The sequence below is a fragment of the Sphingobacterium sp. MYb388 genome, from assembly GCF_037479535.1.
Lineage (GTDB): Bacteria > Bacteroidota > Bacteroidia > Sphingobacteriales > Sphingobacteriaceae > Sphingobacterium > Sphingobacterium anhuiense.
In genome coordinates this window covers 543,853-561,196 of sequence record NZ_JBBGYV010000004.1, presented here as the reverse complement: position 1 = coordinate 561,196, position 17,344 = coordinate 543,853, and the positions used below count along the sequence as shown (strand labels likewise).

The 17,344-nt window shown below is 35.8% G+C and carries 18 protein-coding genes; 9 read left to right on the top strand and 9 right to left on the bottom strand.

The genetic code is table 11. From position 1 onward, the window contains the following. Positions 1-15 precede the first annotated feature (15 nt). Together WH188_RS16165 and WH188_RS16160 are read left to right on the top strand one after the other, a co-directional pair. Complete coding sequence (locus WH188_RS16165; RefSeq protein ID WP_339424362.1) at positions 16-3,198, top strand: SusC/RagA family TonB-linked outer membrane protein; 3,183 nt, start codon at positions 16-18, stop codon at positions 3,196-3,198. 4 nt (positions 3,199-3,202) lie between these two features. After that, the gene (locus WH188_RS16160; protein WP_339424361.1) at positions 3,203-4,567 is read left to right on the top strand and encodes a RagB/SusD family nutrient uptake outer membrane protein; all 1,365 of its coding nucleotides are present in this window, start codon (positions 3,203-3,205) and stop codon (positions 4,565-4,567) included. A gap of 57 nt (positions 4,568-4,624) precedes the next feature. Here the strand turns inward: WH188_RS16160 and WH188_RS16155 are convergent, their stop codons facing one another. The 3 genes from WH188_RS16155 to WH188_RS16145 all read right to left on the bottom strand — a co-directional run bounded on the left by WH188_RS16155 (position 4,625) and on the right by WH188_RS16145 (position 7,172). Next, on the bottom strand, positions 4,625-4,957 hold the full coding sequence (locus WH188_RS16155; protein ID WP_339424360.1) for a hypothetical protein: 333 nt from the start codon (positions 4,955-4,957) through the stop codon (positions 4,625-4,627). A 110-nt stretch (positions 4,958-5,067) separates the two neighbouring features. Beyond that, positions 5,068-5,526, bottom strand: coding sequence for a MauE/DoxX family redox-associated membrane protein (locus WH188_RS16150; protein ID WP_339424359.1), 459 nt, complete (start codon positions 5,524-5,526; stop codon positions 5,068-5,070). Positions 5,527-6,020: 494 nt separating this feature from the next. Continuing rightward, positions 6,021-7,172, bottom strand: coding sequence for a hypothetical protein (locus WH188_RS16145; protein WP_339424358.1), 1,152 nt, complete (start codon positions 7,170-7,172; stop codon positions 6,021-6,023). A 449-nt stretch (positions 7,173-7,621) separates the two neighbouring features. Here WH188_RS16145 and WH188_RS16140 point away from each other — a divergent pair, with 449 nt between their 5' ends. From WH188_RS16140 to WH188_RS16125, 4 genes are all read left to right on the top strand, one after another. Further along, positions 7,622-8,062 (top strand): toxin-antitoxin system YwqK family antitoxin, encoded by a 441-nt coding sequence (locus WH188_RS16140; RefSeq protein WP_339424357.1) that lies wholly within the window; start codon positions 7,622-7,624, stop codon positions 8,060-8,062. A gap of 119 nt (positions 8,063-8,181) precedes the next feature. Continuing rightward, positions 8,182-8,652 carry a hypothetical protein gene (locus tag WH188_RS16135; protein ID WP_339424356.1) on the top strand — a complete coding sequence of 157 codons (471 nt, stop codon included), beginning with the start codon at positions 8,182-8,184 and terminating at the stop codon, positions 8,650-8,652. Between the two features lie 18 nt (positions 8,653-8,670). After that, positions 8,671-9,033, top strand: coding sequence for a ferredoxin (locus tag WH188_RS16130; protein ID WP_339424355.1), 363 nt, complete (start codon positions 8,671-8,673; stop codon positions 9,031-9,033). A gap of 188 nt (positions 9,034-9,221) precedes the next feature. Beyond that, complete coding sequence (locus WH188_RS16125; RefSeq protein ID WP_339424354.1) at positions 9,222-9,872, top strand: transcriptional regulator; 651 nt, start codon at positions 9,222-9,224, stop codon at positions 9,870-9,872. A gap of 56 nt (positions 9,873-9,928) precedes the next feature. Here the strand turns inward: WH188_RS16125 and WH188_RS16120 are convergent, their stop codons facing one another. From WH188_RS16120 to WH188_RS16100, 5 genes are all read right to left on the bottom strand, one after another. Further along, entirely contained in the window at positions 9,929-10,777 is an 849-nt protein-coding gene (locus tag WH188_RS16120; protein ID WP_339424353.1) for a hypothetical protein, read from the bottom strand. Then, the gene (locus WH188_RS16115) at positions 10,774-11,391 is read right to left on the bottom strand and encodes a hypothetical protein (protein WP_339424352.1); all 618 of its coding nucleotides are present in this window, start codon (positions 11,389-11,391) and stop codon (positions 10,774-10,776) included. The genes WH188_RS16120 and WH188_RS16115 overlap by 4 nt, the downstream gene beginning before the upstream one ends. Before the next feature lie 204 nt (positions 11,392-11,595). Continuing rightward, entirely contained in the window at positions 11,596-12,477 is an 882-nt protein-coding gene (locus WH188_RS16110) for a DMT family transporter (RefSeq protein WP_168126750.1), read from the bottom strand. A gap of 12 nt (positions 12,478-12,489) precedes the next feature. Next, complete coding sequence (locus tag WH188_RS16105) at positions 12,490-13,008, bottom strand: GNAT family N-acetyltransferase (protein WP_339424351.1); 519 nt, start codon at positions 13,006-13,008, stop codon at positions 12,490-12,492. A gap of 5 nt (positions 13,009-13,013) precedes the next feature. After that, positions 13,014-13,490: a GNAT family N-acetyltransferase gene (locus WH188_RS16100; protein WP_339424350.1), complete on the bottom strand. Its 477-nt coding sequence runs from the start codon at positions 13,488-13,490 to the stop codon at positions 13,014-13,016. Between the two features lie 445 nt (positions 13,491-13,935). Between WH188_RS16100 and WH188_RS16095 the strand changes: the two genes are divergently transcribed. Then, positions 13,936-14,406, top strand: coding sequence for a hypothetical protein (locus WH188_RS16095; protein ID WP_132768650.1), 471 nt, complete (start codon positions 13,936-13,938; stop codon positions 14,404-14,406). A gap of 159 nt (positions 14,407-14,565) precedes the next feature. On the opposite strand, the gene WH188_RS16090 is transcribed toward WH188_RS16095, so the two are convergent. Continuing rightward, the gene (locus tag WH188_RS16090) at positions 14,566-15,519 is read right to left on the bottom strand and encodes a 1-phosphofructokinase family hexose kinase (protein ID WP_339424349.1); all 954 of its coding nucleotides are present in this window, start codon (positions 15,517-15,519) and stop codon (positions 14,566-14,568) included. Between the two features lie 448 nt (positions 15,520-15,967). On the opposite strand from WH188_RS16090, the gene WH188_RS16085 reads away from it, so the two are divergent. Both WH188_RS16085 and WH188_RS16080 read left to right on the top strand, forming a co-directional pair. Beyond that, entirely contained in the window at positions 15,968-16,561 is a 594-nt protein-coding gene (locus WH188_RS16085; protein WP_339424348.1) for a DUF4468 domain-containing protein, read from the top strand. Positions 16,562-16,730: 169 nt separating this feature from the next. Next, a complete protein-coding gene (locus tag WH188_RS16080; RefSeq protein ID WP_339424347.1) occupies positions 16,731-17,327 on the top strand; it encodes a hypothetical protein in 597 nt (198 codons plus the stop codon). The last annotated feature ends 17 nt before the right edge of the window (positions 17,328-17,344 follow it).

The window sequence follows — 17,344 nt, the reverse complement described above, 5'->3', positions numbered from 1 at the left end:
CTAAAAATCAAAATTATGAAATATATGCTATTGACTATTTTGATGACCCTTGGTTTGAACAGCAACCTGTGTGCACAACAAAAATATAGCGGTCGTGTGGTCAACTTGGAGGGTCATGCTTTGAAAAATGCCACGATCATGTCTTTGCCTGATAAAATGGAGTGGCAGACTGATGATGCTGGTTATTTTGACTTTGTTGGCAAACAGATACAGATAATCAAAATCTCATGTATAGGTTATCAGTCTAAAACAATAAAAGTTGGGGCGTCCACTGTCTTTGGAAATCTCGTATTAGAAACTGCAGACAATAGATTGGATGAGGTTATTGTCAATACAGGATACTATCAGATGAATAAAGGAAATTTAACGGGTTCCTTTACGCAGGTAGATCAAAAGTTGCTTAGTCGAAATCCTTCTCCTAATATCCTGGATCGTCTGGAAGGAGTGACAAGTGGTTTACAATTTGACCGTAGTCTTAGTTTTGGGGAAAATGAATTTCCAAGTTCGATGCGCGTCCGTGGGGTCAGTTCAATTGAATCTTCTGTAGAACCGCTGATTATATTGGATAATTTCCCCTTTGAAGGCAGTTTGAATTCTATAAATCCCAACGATATTGAGAGCATAACAGTGCTGAAAGATGCTTCCGCAGCTGCGATATGGGGTGCTAAAGCAGGTAATGGCGTAATTGTGCTGACCTCAAAGAAAGGGAAATTAGGTGAATCTTTAAAAATAACTTTCAATAATAGTCTGAAAGTTGGGAGGAAACCTGATCTCTATTATAATAAACAATGGCTTTCTGCTAAAGAGATGATGGAAGTTGAAGAATACTTGTACAGTAAGGGCAATTACTATCCATTTGATTTTATGTATATGCCTGACTATGCCGCGTTACGCTATCAGCTTGATGCAAATGTTATTTCAGAAACAGAATTTATATCGAGAAAGGAGCGATTTGCTAAGCAAGATATCCGATCTGAGGCTTTAGCGTTATTGTATCAGCAACAGGTATTACAGCAATATGCGATCAATTTGCGTGGTGGATCATTAAACCACATGTTCTTCTTTTCTGGAGGCTGGGATAAGGAACGGTCTAACGTTATCGGAAATAAAAATGAGCGCCTGACCTTCAATTTTGTCAATGAACTAAAGGTAACAAAAAATCTGACGTTGAATACAGAACTAAAATTTGGAAGTACACGTGATATTGCTAACGGTTATACTTTGCAACAGCTCAACGCAAACCAGTCGGGGATTTCTCCGTATACAACCTTGTTAAATGATGATGGCACCTATTCTAGTGTCAATTATCAGTTTGGTCATACATACCGGGATCAGGCATTGAGCAATGGTTTACTGGATTGGACATTCAATCCGATAGTGGACAGGGCGCATAGGGATTTGGGTGTAACTTCAAAAAATCTGTTGATGGGATTGGGATTATCCTACCGCTGGAGCAAAGGACTTTCCGTAGATTTTAAATATCGCTATCAGGGACAATGGAGCCAGAGAAAAAACTTATATGGTGAGCATAGTTATTTCTCCCGTAATCTGATCAATCAATATACCCAGTTGGATGGTGTTAGGATCATTCCTATTGGAGCAATCAAAGAAGGTGGAGCTATTACTCAGGCGATGCAAAATGCACGGGTCCAATTAAATTGGTTGCGCGAATGGACGAGTAACCATCAATTGACAGCGATAGCTGGTGCTGAAATCAGCGATAATAAACAACTTGCCGATGCAGCATATCGCTTATATGGATTTGATGATAATAATCTAACTTCTCAGGTCGCATTAGACTATCGTACGATGTATAATTTGAGACCAAATGGTGCGGCTCGGATACCTACTGCGAGTTTTAACGATTACTCGATTACGGATCGTTTTATATCGTATTTTGCCAATGCTTCGTATTTATATAATAAAAAACATGGTATAAGTGCTAGCGTGCGTTGGGATGCATCCAATCTATTTGGCGTAAAAACAAATCAACGAGGTGTTCCATTGTGGTCTGTGGGTTTTTCTGAGCAATTAAAACCTTATTTGAAAGATCATGCAGCTTGGTTGTCACAGTTGACGCTAAGGACAACTTATGGTTTTAGTGGTAATGTCAACAATACCATCAGTAGTCTGCCCTCCATGCGCATGGAACCGCTAGATTTTATTTCCGGATTACCATATGCCAATATCAAGAGTGCTGGTAACCCCAATTTGAGATGGGAAAAGTTGAGCACAAGCAATGTTGGATTAGATTATGCTCTTTTTTCTAATCGTATTTCTGGATCTATTGATTATTATGTCAAGAAAGGAAGAGATCTTATCGGACCTAATTTTCTGGATCCTACTCACGGTATCATTGCTGAAAATGGAAATTATCTGATCGATAACCGGATAAATTTTGCAAATATTGAAACAAAGGGTGTCGATGTGGTACTGAATGGCAAAGTGATCGATAAGGACTTTAAATGGGATGTCAATTTGCTGTGGAGCTGGACGAGTAATAAGGTGACAAGGTACATGGCCAATGCATCCAATTCTGTAAGTGAGTTTGTCTTTAATCCGCAACCTCGGGAAGGTTATTCAAAAGATGCGCTTTATGCATGGCCGTTTGCAGGTTTAAGTGCAGAAAATGGTCAGATATTAACACCCAATAAGGATCAAGATTACATGAATTATATCTTGAACGCCAAATTATCAGATTTGAAATATATGGGTGTTAGTTTTCCTCCTGTTCAAGGAAGTTTAAGACAAACATTTAGCTATAAAAATTTTGAACTTAGCGCTACAATGGAATGGAAAAACGGATTTTATTTCCGCCGGAACAGTATCGATTATTTCAAGCTCTTTTTTAGCGGGGTAGGTCATTCCGACTATCTGGACCGATGGAAACAGCAGGGTGATGAGATACAAACAACTGTTCCTGCTTTGCCTCCATCATTTGACTACTTCCGTGAGGGCTTATATAGTAATGGAGCGCAACTTATTGAGAAGGGTGATTTTTTAAGATTATCTGATCTTAATTTTTCTTACCGCCTGTCTCCTGCGAAATGGGGCAAGCTGTCGATGCGTACATTTATTTATGTCAAGAACTTAGGTATTATATACAGATCTAATAAAGTGGGAATTGATCCAGAGGCTGTAAATACAGTATATCCACAACCACGTACATTTACTTTTGGGTTTCAACTAGAATGGTAACCGAATGAAAAGATTTTTTATTTTAATCATGACTTCCAGCATGTTGGGAGCATGTAATCCAGACTTTCTCGATGTTAAAAGAGATAAAGCACAAGCAGTGCCCAGTACACTAAAAGACTTTGACGCCATACTTGATAATACCACAGTCTTTAATCATAATTCTGGTCATGCTATGAGCTCAATATCGGCAGAAGAATTTGAGATAAGTGATCCGGCCTATCAGCTATTGAGCAGGCAACAGGAAAAAACCGCTTATAGTTGGGTGGATGAATACTATGATGGTTACGATTGTACCGATTGGAATTATCCATATCAAAGGGTGCTCTATAGTAATATTATATTAGAAGGGGTGACGAAAGTTGAAGTTGAAAAGGAAATATTGGCTCATTATAATGAAATAAAAGGAAGTGCACTTTTTCATCGGGCTAATGCTTTTTATATGCTTGCGCAACAGTTTGCTGCTCCACTTGGAGATGTACAAAATGCAGATTATGGAATTCCTTTGGTGACGGAAAGTGACCCCACTGACCTCAATAGCCGTGCTCGTGTTGGAGATACTTATATAAGAATTGTCAATGATCTAAAAGATGCAATAGGGCAACTACCTTTGACGACAAAGAATATTTTTAGGCCTTCAAAACTGGCCGCAGAGGCATTGCTTGCACGGATTTATCTCGCAATGGGGCAATATGAAGAAGCACTTATTTGTACCGAAAATGTCTTGAAGGAATATCCGCATCTGCATGATTTTAAATCTTTAAATGAGGGGATATTATATCCTTTCCCTTCTTCTGGACAAGGAAATCCTGAAATTATTTTTTATGATGCATCGGGTTATGGCGCAGCATTGTTGATGGATAAGTATCGCGTCAATACCGAGTTGTTGCACCTGTATGCAAATGGTGATCTGAGAAAGAATATTTTTTTTAGAGAAGAAGCGACAGGTGGATTTGCCTACCGAGGTTCCTATACTGGTAGTGGTATCTTTTTTACAGGATTGGCTACAGATGAACTCTATCTCATAAAAGCAGAGTGCTTGGTTAGGAAGGGTCTAACTCAGGAAGGATTACAGGTATTAAATTCATTGTTAAAAACTCGGTTTGAGCCCGATACTTATTTGGATTATTATGCACTTAACAAGGAAGAGGCAATGTCGGTCATAGACAAGGAACGAAGGAAGGAGCTCTTGAATAGGGGACTGCGATGGAGTGATCTTCGTAGGTATAATTTTCAAGAGAACAGCTCTATTTCTTTGAGTAGAACTGTTGATGGTAAGCCTTATTATTTAACTGGAAAAGACAATCGTTTTACATTTTTAGCTCCTAAAAATGTCATTGATAATTCTAAAATAATACAATATCCGAGATAATAGGAAGGTCCATTTCTAAGGAAATGGACCTTCTGTTTTTCTTAATCAGCAAAGTGATTATGGTAATTTGTGTGTACGGCTTGTTTCATTGACACCAGGCAATGCTTCAGCTATCGCTACCTGAAGTCCTGTCAAATTGAAATTGTTGGAATTATCAAATTGGACAGCACAGCGAACTGGTTTTATTGGCGTTGTACAAATACCACCTTGAGTTGGATCAGCGGTGATCGCACCGATGACATCGGCTCCAGGACTCGCTCCTTGTGAACTGATTTGATACCAATTAGTGGCTAATAATGATTTTGCATAACTATAACTTCCATATCCCAATGCAAGTGTTAATGCGAATACGGCTAAGCCGTGTTTTTGGAGATTTTTTAAATTTTTCATCTCTTTTTAATTTAAGTGGTTTAATTTTTTTGTTTAACATGTCTTAAGGCCGACTTGCCCTTCCCCCAGATTGACCTAGAATTCAGGTTCCGTAATTTTGATGATCATTTTTATTTTATGGCTGGTTCCGACTTTAACGGGATTTGTAATGAGCGTATATTTTTTTCGAGGATACAACCTACGATACTTATGATTAAAAATATCAAGTTCAACCAAAGATGTGCCACCCACCCCAATTGATTAAAGACCAATCCGCATCCACAGGGAATGTCTTCCCAGACTTTCAAAAGTGCTAATGCAACATAACCAGTAAATATGAGCATCATGGCTATAGATGAACGGAAAGCCAAGAGTCGCCATTTTGGAAATACAAATAAGATTCCTGTGGCAAATTCTATCAGCGGTAGGGTATAAGCTAGTAGCCTTCCTAGACTGTCAGCAAAAGGTTGCTGGACCATAGCACTTTTGAATAGGGTGAAATTGATTAATTTATCTATACTGATAGGTAGCCATAAGGCCATTAAAGCAAGTATAATGACGAGCTGTATCTTGTTTTTTGTTTTCATCATATTCTTTTTAAGTTTTAGTCATTGAAACCCTAGCTCTTTTGGAGCTAGGGAGTCATGGCTGGTTTCACATTAACAGGCGGCATCCAACATCACCGACGATTAATATTTTTTAAAAGGGACTATTAGGTTTTTTATTTGCTCGATATAGCCACCTTTGGAAAGCATTTGAAATACTGTTTTCGTATGCTTCAATTCAAAGGTATAGCAAGTGCATAAAATTTAACGAAGAGGTTTTTTTTGGGGTATCTTCGCTTAAATTATTGTAAGGTGGTTTTGGAAAATAAGTGGAGAGGTTTTTAAAAGGTTTGGAGAAGTTTGCTGTTTTTTGGTGATTTTGTCATTCGTTCAAAAAGCACCCTCTTGGGCTTATAAAGGTGTTTTTTGAACTAATCGAAAAGGATTTATAGAGAGGCTGTGGAGATGTCCCTATCTTTTTTTAATAATCTTCGTTTTTAGCTCAAAAACGAAGATTACTTTTTTTAATATTTTATATCTTACGCTTCCAACTGATTAGACCTGCCTAAATCTTTTAGATCTTCATCCATAAAAAGTATGGCTTGCAGAAGTTTCTTTTTGACAGTTTTAATACTGGATTGGTATTTATTTCGATCAATTTTGACAAGCTGTGTTACAGGTATCTTAATATCATTGGATGTGAAAACGAAAGTTGAAAAATTTTGGGCTGCTTCCAGTTTGCTTTTTCCTCTTAGAAAACCTGCTTTGAATAGGTAATGGAACAAAACAATGATTTCGGCGCGACTTAAGTTACTCAATATACCACTGCTTTCAATCTCATCCAGTATCTCATCTGTTTCTATTTTGACTTCCTGTATTTCGTTTAATATCTTCCTTTTTTCTGTATACTCGCTGAGTAGATCCGCGAGATGTGCGCGATTCTGCTCATAATATAATCGAGGATGACGGGAAGCTTGGCTTATGCGAAGTCCGTTGATTATAATAGACATCATTTGATGTTTTTCACAAAGGGTGTTAAGCTGATCATTGATTATTTCACTAAGACGATTGAAAAAGCCCATGTGATTGAAATTGATATTGATCATGGTTTCGATAAAACGACGTTCCCAATCCTTATTACGTGTATCGTAAGCAAGTTTGGTTAGTTCTTGCAGTAGCTTTTTGTAAAAGAGGTATTGGTGATAGCGAAGTTCTGAATCGGTGCTATTGAAATGACTATTCAATGCAGATTGGATCTCGCAGATCAGGACTTCTGGGATCTCTTTTTTGTGAAGGACGTCTTTTAAAACCGGAAATCTCCCTGTTATTTCTATTTTTAAAAGCTGATATTGATAATCGGTCAATGGTTCTTCAAGATTCATATCTTGACTGTATATATCTTCATATGTCTTAAAGAGCTCATGAAATTTCAATATTATTAAATCAGCCTGGTGATTTTTTTTACGGTAAATAATATTAAACATACGTCGCAATTGACTGTAGAAAATACGGAAGGACTGTTGAGCCATCTCACGACTACCATGACTGAGGTATCTTGTATGCGAATCGATCTCAATATCCTTTAGAGATGCTAAGATGTCTTTTTCGATCTGTTCATCATCTTCTTTGTTCAAATGAGGGATACCATAGGCTGCTATGAGCTCCCTTAGGTTCGTTAAAACACTAATCATAATCAGTAATAAAATAGGAAATTTATATATGCTTACTAAAATTAAACAAGAAAAGGTGAGTTGTCAAGTTTTTTTCCTGAATAAGGGAAAAAATAAGCTATTTGGAATATTAAAAGTGTTGGTAGTATTGCTTAAATCAATTTCTCAAAGAAATTATTGACTATCTAAGAAAAGTTTTGGTTTGTAACAATCTGTGATATGTTTAGTTAGTGAATTCTTTTTGTCGTAGCAAATAAACAAAGAGCATCCATATGACTACCAACTTAAAAAAGAAAAGTATCATCGGAAATATTTCGGATAGCTGTAGTCAAAAGAAACGAATAATAGGTCTTGATATAATTTGACTATTAACTTTTTCTAAAAATATGTTAATTTTAAAGTTGGTAAGGAAACAAGGGGATATGATCAATATTAATAGGAGTGAACATTGTCTTATTTAAAAATAAAAGATGTCTAAAGAAAATTTAAATAGCCCATTTAAAATTATAATCTCGAATGGAATCACCTATAGAGAGGATGATCCAAAGACCCCATATTCTGGAGCTTTCAACTGGACCGCTGTTGATGGCTCTGCTATAACATCAGTTTATGAAAATGGTTTTCTTGTCAGTCAGTTGATAACGGACAATGGTCTGGCTAGAAGTAAAACGCTATTTAGAAAAGATCACAGCAAAGAGATAACGATCTACGATGATAATGGAGATATTTACATTAGAAATCAAATCGTGGATGGGAAATTGGACGGCATGACAGAGATTTACACAGATGGAGTATTATTGATAACTACAGAATTTAAAAAAGGAAGAAAAAATGGGGAGTGCATTGTATACCATGCTGATGGGTCAATTGCTAGGCGGGAGTATTATCTCAATAATGTCAAGCAAGATTAGAAACACAAGATGGCAGAAAGTGAATTGAAATATATTTGGAGTGTACCAAAATATTTACCTTATGTTCAACCTGAACTGACATCCAAGTTATTGTAATTTGCAATACATAAATCTTACTTATGATGAGTTTTTTTAAGAAATTGTTTGGAAATGAATCTTCGCATGTAGATTGGGAGTTAGTACGATCTTCAGATAAGGTATATCCTAAAAATTCGATTACGCTATTATTGTTAACCATGCCAAATGGATCAAAAGGTACAGGATGGGTAGATATGGCTTACCGAAAATATAAGTTTAAGGAATTTTGCCCTTATCATATTAGAATAATTGTCGAGGAAAATACGGATCTGGATATGGGAGAAATTGAAGATTTCTTTTCTGATGAATTGCAGAAAATCTGTATCTATCACATTATTTCTAGACGAATGTCAGAGGTTGGGATGGATATGGATTGTTATGTTGAAGTAGACGAATCCGTAGAGCAATATTTGAGAAAGATTTCTCTGGCTGAAAATAGATTTGTATCTTTTAGTTATCAAATTGATTTCGACCCTAAATGGAATAATGTTAGTCATTTATTTAATCTTTAGAAAGGAAATAATAACGCAATGAAAATATTTAATAAAAAACAGAGCAAGGAGCCACCTGCTAGGTATTCAGAAAATTCTCAAGGAGATTTTTATGTAGAGAATGATGCTTGTATTCGTTGCGGGGCTCCGGAATTCGAGGCGCCTGACCTGATTGATCATTCGAAGACTGAATATGAACATTGTTATTTTAAAAAACAGCCAGAAACTCCAGATGAATTGGAAAGAGCGATATGTGCCATGTCGGTTTCATGTATTGCGGGTCTACGGTACGGAGGTACGGATGAGAAGATATTGAAACGTCTTTATGAGGAAGGATTGGAAAATGAATGTGATCACAAACCTAAAGGCAGGTTTGGCTTTTTAAAGAAATTTTTGAAATGAAGTAGTCTGCAAGGCAGTGGTCTTTAAGGATGCGAGGGGTAAGGGGAATTCAATATTAAAGCGTACGAATGGAGACAAATACCTTACGAATTGTAAACGATAACCCTCAAATATAAATTGGTCATAGATTGTCAGCGATAAAACTTGTAATTTACGGGAGTTCTTAGTATTGCTAAATGAATATAATCATGATGAGAAAATATCTTTGTATAATGCTACTTTTTATCGCTCCATTGGATGGTCTACGTGCACAAACGGTAACAAGTAAATTGCTCCCAACTAAATTAAAGGCAAGTTTTGAACGTGTAAAAGATGCGATCCCAGATATGGATGGCTGGTATATTGATCAGGATATGGAGGTTAAAGCCCTGGCGCATACAGATAGTACGGCTACCTTTGAAATCCAGGAGAAAGGTTTAAGTACTGAAATTCTTGTTGATAACGAAAAAGAGTATAATAAGCTGGTCGCAGCGGCAGCAAAAGACGTTTCCAAACCAAGTATTCATATGCTCTATAATTACAAGTTAAAAGGCAAAAAAACGCAGTTTGTGCCGATAAAAAAAAGCTTTTTATTTTTTGAATACGGGTTTATCTGGACACTGACCGTAAAAAAAATAGCAGAAAACGAAACTGAGCTTTCATTTGCATATAAATCGCTGGCTCCCACATTTGCCAATAAAATAGAAAGCGAATTTAAAAGCGATACCTATTATATCAACAAAATTTTAAAAATTTCGGTCGATGATAAGCGCATGCGTGAACGGATCAACGATATATTGATTAATAAAATGCATGTCGACAGGGATTATCCGGCGCCATCTTATCCATCGCGAAATTAGGTTTTATACTTTGTGTCAAGCTATAATCATTGAAATGTGATCATGTTCGAATATTTCTACGGCGTAACAACCATATAGCCATCTTTTAAATCAGATCCTGTAAACCAGATTGGTCTTAGGAAATCTTCTTTTGTGATAGGGGTAGTCAGATAATGACGAATGATTTCAAAGGGGTCTCCGTCCAGAAGGTCTACTTGCTTTGTATCCGAAATTTGGAAATGAATGGTTGAATTTGCCAAGATTGCCTCGTCCTGCTCGGTTACTGCTCTTTTATAATATTTTTTTTCTATCAATGCTTTTATCGTTTCATAGTCCGCATCAGACTCAATGAAAATTGATGCGGCTCTTCCAAAGGAGATTCCATCAACATACATATAGTCCTCTGGGTCACGACCCTTCATAGCAACATGTGCTCTTGCTTTGGCATAATCAGGCATACAATCTAAACTATAGATAAGATTGGTGAATTTTGCAGCATAAATCGGTTTGGAATTTTTAGCTTTTGGGTTGACGGCAAGCATTATTTCTGGATTTATCTTTTGACCAAAAAATGCCCCTAACTTGTCATAAGATGCTACTTTTCGGGTATGGGGCGACGATTCGCTTACTATTACTGGTAATACATCCTCATCAAAATCTTTCATTATAAAGTTGATCATCGCAGATTTGCTCGGAACTATGAGCGTGACATCTGTTGTTTGTAAATAGTCTACAGGCGGAAGGTTTGGAGCTTCAATAAATTCATAATTATCTGCATGGAGCGAACTGATCTTCATAATGGCACCCAGGTATAGTTTCTCAATATTTTTATTGGTGAAAATCCTGTCTCTGTCATCATCGACTTCTTGTGCTAGGACGTTTAAACAAAATAGGTGCAATAATATGATGAGTATTTTTACTTTCATGACTTTACATTTTCGGGTACATAAATAACCTTGATCTTTAACCAGATCGTTTTCATAGCGGCTCTACTTTTATCACTCAATATGTCATTGATAGAGGATGGGTTGTAAAGCTGACCCGAGCGGAGGGCATTGGAATTCTCGCTTTTTAATTGGCTGTTATAGAGTGCAATATTCAATGAGATTTCATTTTTATCGTTTTTGGTGGCAAAGTGTTTCCAATCCTTGTCTTGATCCTGATAAATAAACAACTCTTCTTTTTCCCATTTTATTTTATACGACTCTTTGTAGCCACCAGCTTTGGAAATGAACAGTGAATCCTTTTTGAGGGTCATAGCCTGAGGTCTGAAATATTTTGGACGGTTCTTGAAGTTCTTATCTTGATCAGTTTGTGCAAATGAAGATAGCAAGTTATTATTTTGATAAAGGCCAAATTCCAATTGGCTCTCCGAGCTGTAAATATATGTCTGATCCTTGATCGGGTCTGGACCTTTCTCAGGTTCTGGCTCAGGTATTACTTTTGGTTCTTCGGGCGTTGTTTTTGTACAGGATTGGAATACGATGGCTCCTATAAAAAGTATAAGGATATATCGAATATTGATAGGGGGTATCTTCATTTCATTAAACTTATAAAGTTAAAAGCTCTATTTTTGCTTATATCATATTTGGTTTTCTTTATAAATGTAGTGATTGTAAAATAGATTAACAAAATTAAATTCTCTTTATTGGGAATATTTAATTTTAAAAATCTGTTGGTTGCTACCTTTGAAAAGTTTTTAGCCTTTGTTGATGGGATAAAAAGTAATGTAGAGATAGGATGCTCACTCTGACAATTCTAAAGTTCTTTTCTTTTTAAACTTCAATTCCGAGATCAGAGTTCCAATAAAAATGAGGCTTCCTCCGAGCAATAATTTTATGGATAAACTCTCATCTAAAATAAAGTAGGCCGCCACTGCCGCAAAAATAGGTTCGAACAAGTAAATAATAGCTACTTTTTCAGCGGAAATATATCGCTGGGATATATTGGATATGGTATACATATAGGCTGTTGAAAATATTGAACAGTACAAAATACCTAACCAAAAACCTTCATTTTGCGGAATCCATACTGTATTGTTATCCATAACTGTAAAACCAAACATAATAATGGTACAAAAGAAAAACATAGGAACAATCGTAGGTAAAATATTCTTCAGTAGACTATACTTTTCCACTTTTATTAAATAGACTGCAAATCCTATGGCGCCGATAAATGTATACAAGTCACCTAGTCCAATGCTGAAGTTTTTATTGACGGAGATTATCATCAAACCCATCAACGCAACTGTAGCTGCCAACCAAATTTTTAATTTTACTATATTTCTATAGAAAACCAGTTTTATAATGGGAATTATTACAACACAGATGCCAGCAATAAAAGCACATTGAGAGGCTGAGGTCATCTTGACTCCTAATGTCTGCATACTGATTCCGAACGTGAGTGGTACAGCAAGGAGAAGAGCATTTTTTAATATGCTCTTATCTATTTTAGAAAAATGCTTAAAAAAAAGTATCGAAAGAATTATTGTGGCCAGAAAAAATCGGTAAAATAAAAATGTATACGATGACCCGCTCCCTATGGCAGTCTTTGTGACCGGAAATGAAATGCCCCAAAAAGCTGTTCCAAGAATCAGAAGCAGTATAAACAGATTTTTACTTTTCATATTAAAAGATGACTACAGCATTTTTTTCATCATGATATCAGTTTGCTCATCGTCACCTAGAACAAATATGTGTTTGTCAAACTCTACAAAACCATTTTTTTTGTAGAAGCTTATCGCTCTCGGGTTCTCTTCCCAAACACCTAACCATACATATTCAGATTTTCTTTCCAATGCGATCTGTAGTGCTTTTTCGTAAAGAATCTGACCGATTTTTTTTCCGTGATAATCCTGCAGCACATAAATCCTTTCTATTTCCAAGCTTTCGTGATGCTGCTCTTCAGTTTGAGATTCTCCAACATTTAGTTTTAAGTATCCTATCACTTCCTGATTATCTAAAGCAAAATAAAACTCTGAATACGGATTGGTCAGTTCTTCTGTCAACTTATCTACTGAAAAACCTTCTTCAAGATATTTTTTCATATTTTCTTCCGAATTGCTTTCGGAAAATGTTTCGAAAAACGTTTGTTTTCCAATTTTTTGTAAATCTTTTATATCACTTAAAGTGACCTTTTTTATATTGATTTTTTCCATGTTTTTTATTTTGAAATGTTCCACTCATAGTTTAACCATTCTGTATTCTCATTTGCACCCAGCCGTTCGTAGAATTTTTTTCCAGATTCGTTCCAAGGTGCTACGGTCCATTTTATTTGTGCACAGTTGTTATGCTCAGCTTCGATACGTAATACGTTCATTAACTGTTCTCCGATTTTTTGACCTCTGTAATTGGTATCCACAAATAGTTCTTTTAAATAGATCGACGGTCTGTTCTGTGCCGTATACGGAAGAAAGTAATATACCAGCATACCTACGAGTAAATCCCCATCTACAGCAACGATAGCGTAAAAGTCAGGAGGACTTTTTTTAAAGCCACTTTCTAAAACGATATCTGGTGTAATCGCAAATGATTCGATGTAATTTTCAAAGACTGCCAATTCTTTCATCAGAAGCCACAGCTTTTCACTGTCGGCAGCAACTGCCTTGCGTATTTTTATTTCTGGATGGTTTGCATTCATATTTTTAAAGTTGAATTGAAGTTTTTTTGTATTTCAATGATCTATGGGATAATTCATATATCATGCTTCTAAATACAATAGATGTGATTTTAAGTTTAGTTATTATCTAATTCTAAATATACCTTATCCTCTTTCTAAGTGTAAAAGTATCAAATGTATTAATGCAAAAAAATGCTATTTTACGATTATTTAATGCGTTTTTTGCATAAGTAACAATATGCTCAGTTGTATAGTGGTGCATTAAAAGTGATTCCGCGGATGTTATGGATAATGTTGCTAAGTATCTTAAAGTCTCAAAATGGAAAGTTCGGGAGTATTCCAACCTGTTATTCGGAAAGTCAATTCATAAATATGTAAGGAAGCCATGTATCATGGACTTCAATAGATGTAGGTCTTGATGCTTCCAATATCTCTGTTAGTCTTACCTTTCAAACTACTGATTCTAATGGAGGTAAAGCAAATTGGAAGGCAACAACATAAAAATGGTTATCTTGTTAGTATGAAAAAGCTTATTTTTATTCCATTTATAATTTTAATATTATTCTCTTGCCAGAATAGTAATAGAACAGTAGAAAATAAAAAAGTAACGAAAACTAAGGAGGAAGAGCCCTATTTTAGACCTGATTATCATTATGCGCAGCAGACACCTGATAGTCTACGAACTCCAGAACAAAATGCTTTGCTAAAAAAGCTTTCAATTGTGCTTTATGAAAATCTTGCTGTAAAAGACAACAAAATGGTGTTCAACTTAAATGAAAAAGAATTTGTAGCTAAAGGAATTCCTGTTGAATATTATGAATTAATCCAAAAAGATTTGATCAATAATAATAAATTTTTCAAAGAAAACAATTATACAAACGTGGATTCAATTTTAAGAGAATCTAACAAACAGATCAAAGATTCACTGGGGTTATAGCAGTTTAATAAGACATATGGACGGTACTTTAAAAAAACGTTTACAATCATGTAAAAGGTTTTTTAATGATAAAGTTTTCACGGATGATATTCACATAAATGCTGCAAGACTTTTTTATTTGAGTAATCTTACCATATTTTTCACATCTAAACCGGTTGATTATTTACCATTGCCCTTATGCTTTTGGAGGAGATATTGGTATAAATTATCTACGTCTTCCTTCAAAAAAAGCCCAGTTCCTTCTGCCATTGTGGTCGCTGTACCACAAGCAATGCCCATACGCAATATTTCTTCCGCATTTCCCTCATTTACCATAACAGAAACCATACCTGCGACCATACTATCTCCTGCTCCGACAGTGCTCCTGACTTTTACAAGGGGAGCGGCTTGTTGTATCTTTCCTTTTTCAGAATACAGTACAGCACCTTTAGCACCTAAAGAAACAACAATTATTTCCGCTTTACCGTTTTGTATCAAATTTTTAGCGGCTTCATCCATTGTAGTCTCGGTCAATTCGCTTTTTCCTGAAAGAGCTGCTAACTCTCCAATATTCGGCTTCACAAGAAAAACACCCTCGTTCACAGCTATTTCCAATGCTTTACCAGAGGTGTCTACAATGACTTTGCTGTTTTTGTGCTTACATATCTGAATAATGTCCTTTATAAATTCCGGTTTAACTTGTTCAGGTAAGCTGCCGCTTATAATTGTTATTTCGGGAAAAGCACTTATGCTTTCAATAGTTCTTAAAATATTGATTTGTTCTTCCTCAGATATAGGTTGCCCCGGAAAACCGAACCTGAATTGTTGATTATTTAAAGTATCTACAACAATAAAGTTTTCTCTTGTTTCATTTCTAACCGGCAAAGGCAAAATATCAAGCTCTTCCTTTTGCAAAAGCTCTTCAAGAAGTTTCCCTGTCCTGCCTCCCGATGTAAGAATTGTAGTTGATGCTATCCCTAATCTTTTTAATGCGCGTGATACATTAATACCTCCGCCACCGGGTTCATATTTTGGAGCTTCACAACGCAGTTTCTTTTCGGGTACAAGCCCTTTAACCGTACTGCTTTTATCAATGCAGGGGTTTAATGTTATGGTTAGGACTGATTTTGACATTTTGTTTATATTTAGCTGTTGGCGAATCATAAAGTTGCTACGGGGATTTTTAACATCGCCATTTAATAGAAATACCTATTCAAATATAGTTAAAAAGTTTAATTGATTTCCTTCAGCCCCTCTTTTGGCAATACCTTGTTAGCTAACGTGTTTTCGTTTTTTATTGTTTTATTTTGCCAAACGGCTGTTGTATGTTCGCCCTTATTTTCTGTCGTGTTTGTAGTCCTATTCGTGTCAATAAATAACCGATTAATGAAGCGCCTAAAACCACCAAAGCACTTCGTGTTTCTTGTATCCAAATGCAACTGAAATACTCAAAACTGCAATCAAAATTGGTCTCCAGTCTATTTACGTAAATTTTAAAACAAAAAAGGGACTAATTTAGTAAAGTGGAACAATCATTGATCCAAGAAAAAGTAGCTTAATAAAATTATTAAAAATTATGAATATGAAAAAAATGCTAGGTATTGTCATGCTTTTACTGGTCACCCAGATGAGTTTTGCTCAATATTTTAAACTAACGCCTAAGGGTTTTGTATCCAACGACAACAGTGATTATACGGTGGTGGAAGTCCCAAATGTAAAGCAAATGGATTTGTATAAAAATGTTCTCAATGCGATTAATACCATATACAGAAATCCTCAAAAAGGGCTTAGTGTCGTTGAGGGTGAAAGTATTAGTATAGCAGCCTATGAGGAGGAAGTTTTACCGATAAAACTTTCTAATGGGCTGGGAAAAACTCTTCGTAAATATGATTTATCGTATACACTGACTTTTCTTTTTAAAGATGGCAAGATTCGGATCAACAGTCCTGCTTTTGAAGCGAGACGATATGTCGAAGGGTCTTACAAAGGGGCTAGCGGTTGGAGTGGGGATGAATGGGTTACGTTAAGCCTGAAAAAAGTCGGAAAATCGAAATTATATCTTTTTGAAGATAATGGAAAAGTCAGATTTGAAGATGCTTATGATGGTTTAAACAATCATTTCAATGCGCTTCTAAAGCAAATTATTGATAAATCCGGAACGATCAATAATTGGTAAATTACCATAAAATAAAGAAGTGGCCTTCTGAAAATCACGTATCTCTAAAAACTTATTTTTTGCCATTTGACAAATAATTATATTTTTGTTGATCCAAATTGGATCATTCATGATTTAAATCGTGAATCCAGCAACAAAGGTAGAATTGAAAATTTTCAAAATGATGAATATGAAGAAAATGCTAGGTATGGTGATACTTCTGCTGGTTACACAGCTGAGTTTTGCGCAATATTTTAAGCTAACAGCCAACGGTTTTGTTTCCAACGACAATAAAGATTTTGCGATCGTAGATGTTCCCAACGTAAAACAGGCAGATTTGTACAAGAACGTACTCAATGCCATTAATTCGCTGTACAGCAATCCTCAAAAAGGTCTCAGTGTCCTAGAGGGTGAAAGTATTACCTTGACAGCATATGAAGAAAAAGCCATACCTGTAAAACATAGCAGTGGTGGTTTTGGAAAAACGAATTATAAATATGACCTGTCGTATACCTTGTCCTTTCTTTTTAAAGATGGTAAAATCAGAGTCAACAGTCCTACTTTTGAACTTAAAAGATGGTACGAAGGAACTTTCAGAGCTGGAAGAGGCTATGGCAATAGTGGCTGGACGACGCTAAATCTTGTTAAAGGCAAGAAGGATAGAGTGGCGATTTATGACCAAAATGGCAAATTGATTTTAGAAGATGCCACCAATGGATTGAATACTCATCTTAATGCAATCGTAAAACAGATTATTGATAAATCGAATACGATCAACAATTGGTAATAAGTGTTTAAAATAGG

Excerpts from the sequence above, each read along its gene's own strand:
- WH188_RS16160 (WP_339424361.1), top strand. The coding sequence starts at position 3,203 with ATGAAAAGATTTTTTATTTTAATCATGACTTCCAGCATGTTGGGAGCA.
- WH188_RS16145 (WP_339424358.1), bottom strand. The coding sequence starts at position 7,172 with ATGATTAGTGTTTTAACGAACCTAAGGGAGCTCATAGCAGCCTATGGT.
- WH188_RS16125 (WP_339424354.1), top strand. The coding sequence starts at position 9,222 with ATGATGAGAAAATATCTTTGTATAATGCTACTTTTTATCGCTCCATTG.
- WH188_RS16115 (WP_339424352.1), bottom strand. The coding sequence starts at position 11,391 with ATGAAGATACCCCCTATCAATATTCGATATATCCTTATACTTTTTATA.
- WH188_RS16120 (WP_339424353.1), bottom strand. The coding sequence starts at position 10,777 with ATGAAAGTAAAAATACTCATCATATTATTGCACCTATTTTGTTTAAAC.
- WH188_RS16100 (WP_339424350.1), bottom strand. The coding sequence starts at position 13,490 with ATGAATGCAAACCATCCAGAAATAAAAATACGCAAGGCAGTTGCTGCC.
- WH188_RS16085 (WP_339424348.1), top strand. The coding sequence starts at position 15,968 with ATGAAAAAAATGCTAGGTATTGTCATGCTTTTACTGGTCACCCAGATG.
- WH188_RS16130 (WP_339424355.1), top strand. The coding sequence starts at position 8,671 with ATGAAAATATTTAATAAAAAACAGAGCAAGGAGCCACCTGCTAGGTAT.
- WH188_RS16140 (WP_339424357.1), top strand. The coding sequence starts at position 7,622 with ATGTCTAAAGAAAATTTAAATAGCCCATTTAAAATTATAATCTCGAAT.
- WH188_RS16135 (WP_339424356.1), top strand. The coding sequence starts at position 8,182 with ATGATGAGTTTTTTTAAGAAATTGTTTGGAAATGAATCTTCGCATGTA.
- WH188_RS16095 (WP_132768650.1), top strand. The coding sequence starts at position 13,936 with ATGGAGGTAAAGCAAATTGGAAGGCAACAACATAAAAATGGTTATCTT.
- WH188_RS16080 (WP_339424347.1), top strand. The coding sequence starts at position 16,731 with ATGAAGAAAATGCTAGGTATGGTGATACTTCTGCTGGTTACACAGCTG.
- WH188_RS16090 (WP_339424349.1), bottom strand. The coding sequence starts at position 15,519 with ATGTCAAAATCAGTCCTAACCATAACATTAAACCCCTGCATTGATAAA.
- WH188_RS16165 (WP_339424362.1), top strand. The coding sequence starts at position 16 with ATGAAATATATGCTATTGACTATTTTGATGACCCTTGGTTTGAACAGC.
- WH188_RS16150 (WP_339424359.1), bottom strand. The coding sequence starts at position 5,526 with ATGATGAAAACAAAAAACAAGATACAGCTCGTCATTATACTTGCTTTA.
- WH188_RS16110 (WP_168126750.1), bottom strand. The coding sequence starts at position 12,477 with ATGAAAAGTAAAAATCTGTTTATACTGCTTCTGATTCTTGGAACAGCT.
- WH188_RS16105 (WP_339424351.1), bottom strand. The coding sequence starts at position 13,008 with ATGGAAAAAATCAATATAAAAAAGGTCACTTTAAGTGATATAAAAGAT.
- WH188_RS16155 (WP_339424360.1), bottom strand. The coding sequence starts at position 4,957 with ATGAAAAATTTAAAAAATCTCCAAAAACACGGCTTAGCCGTATTCGCA.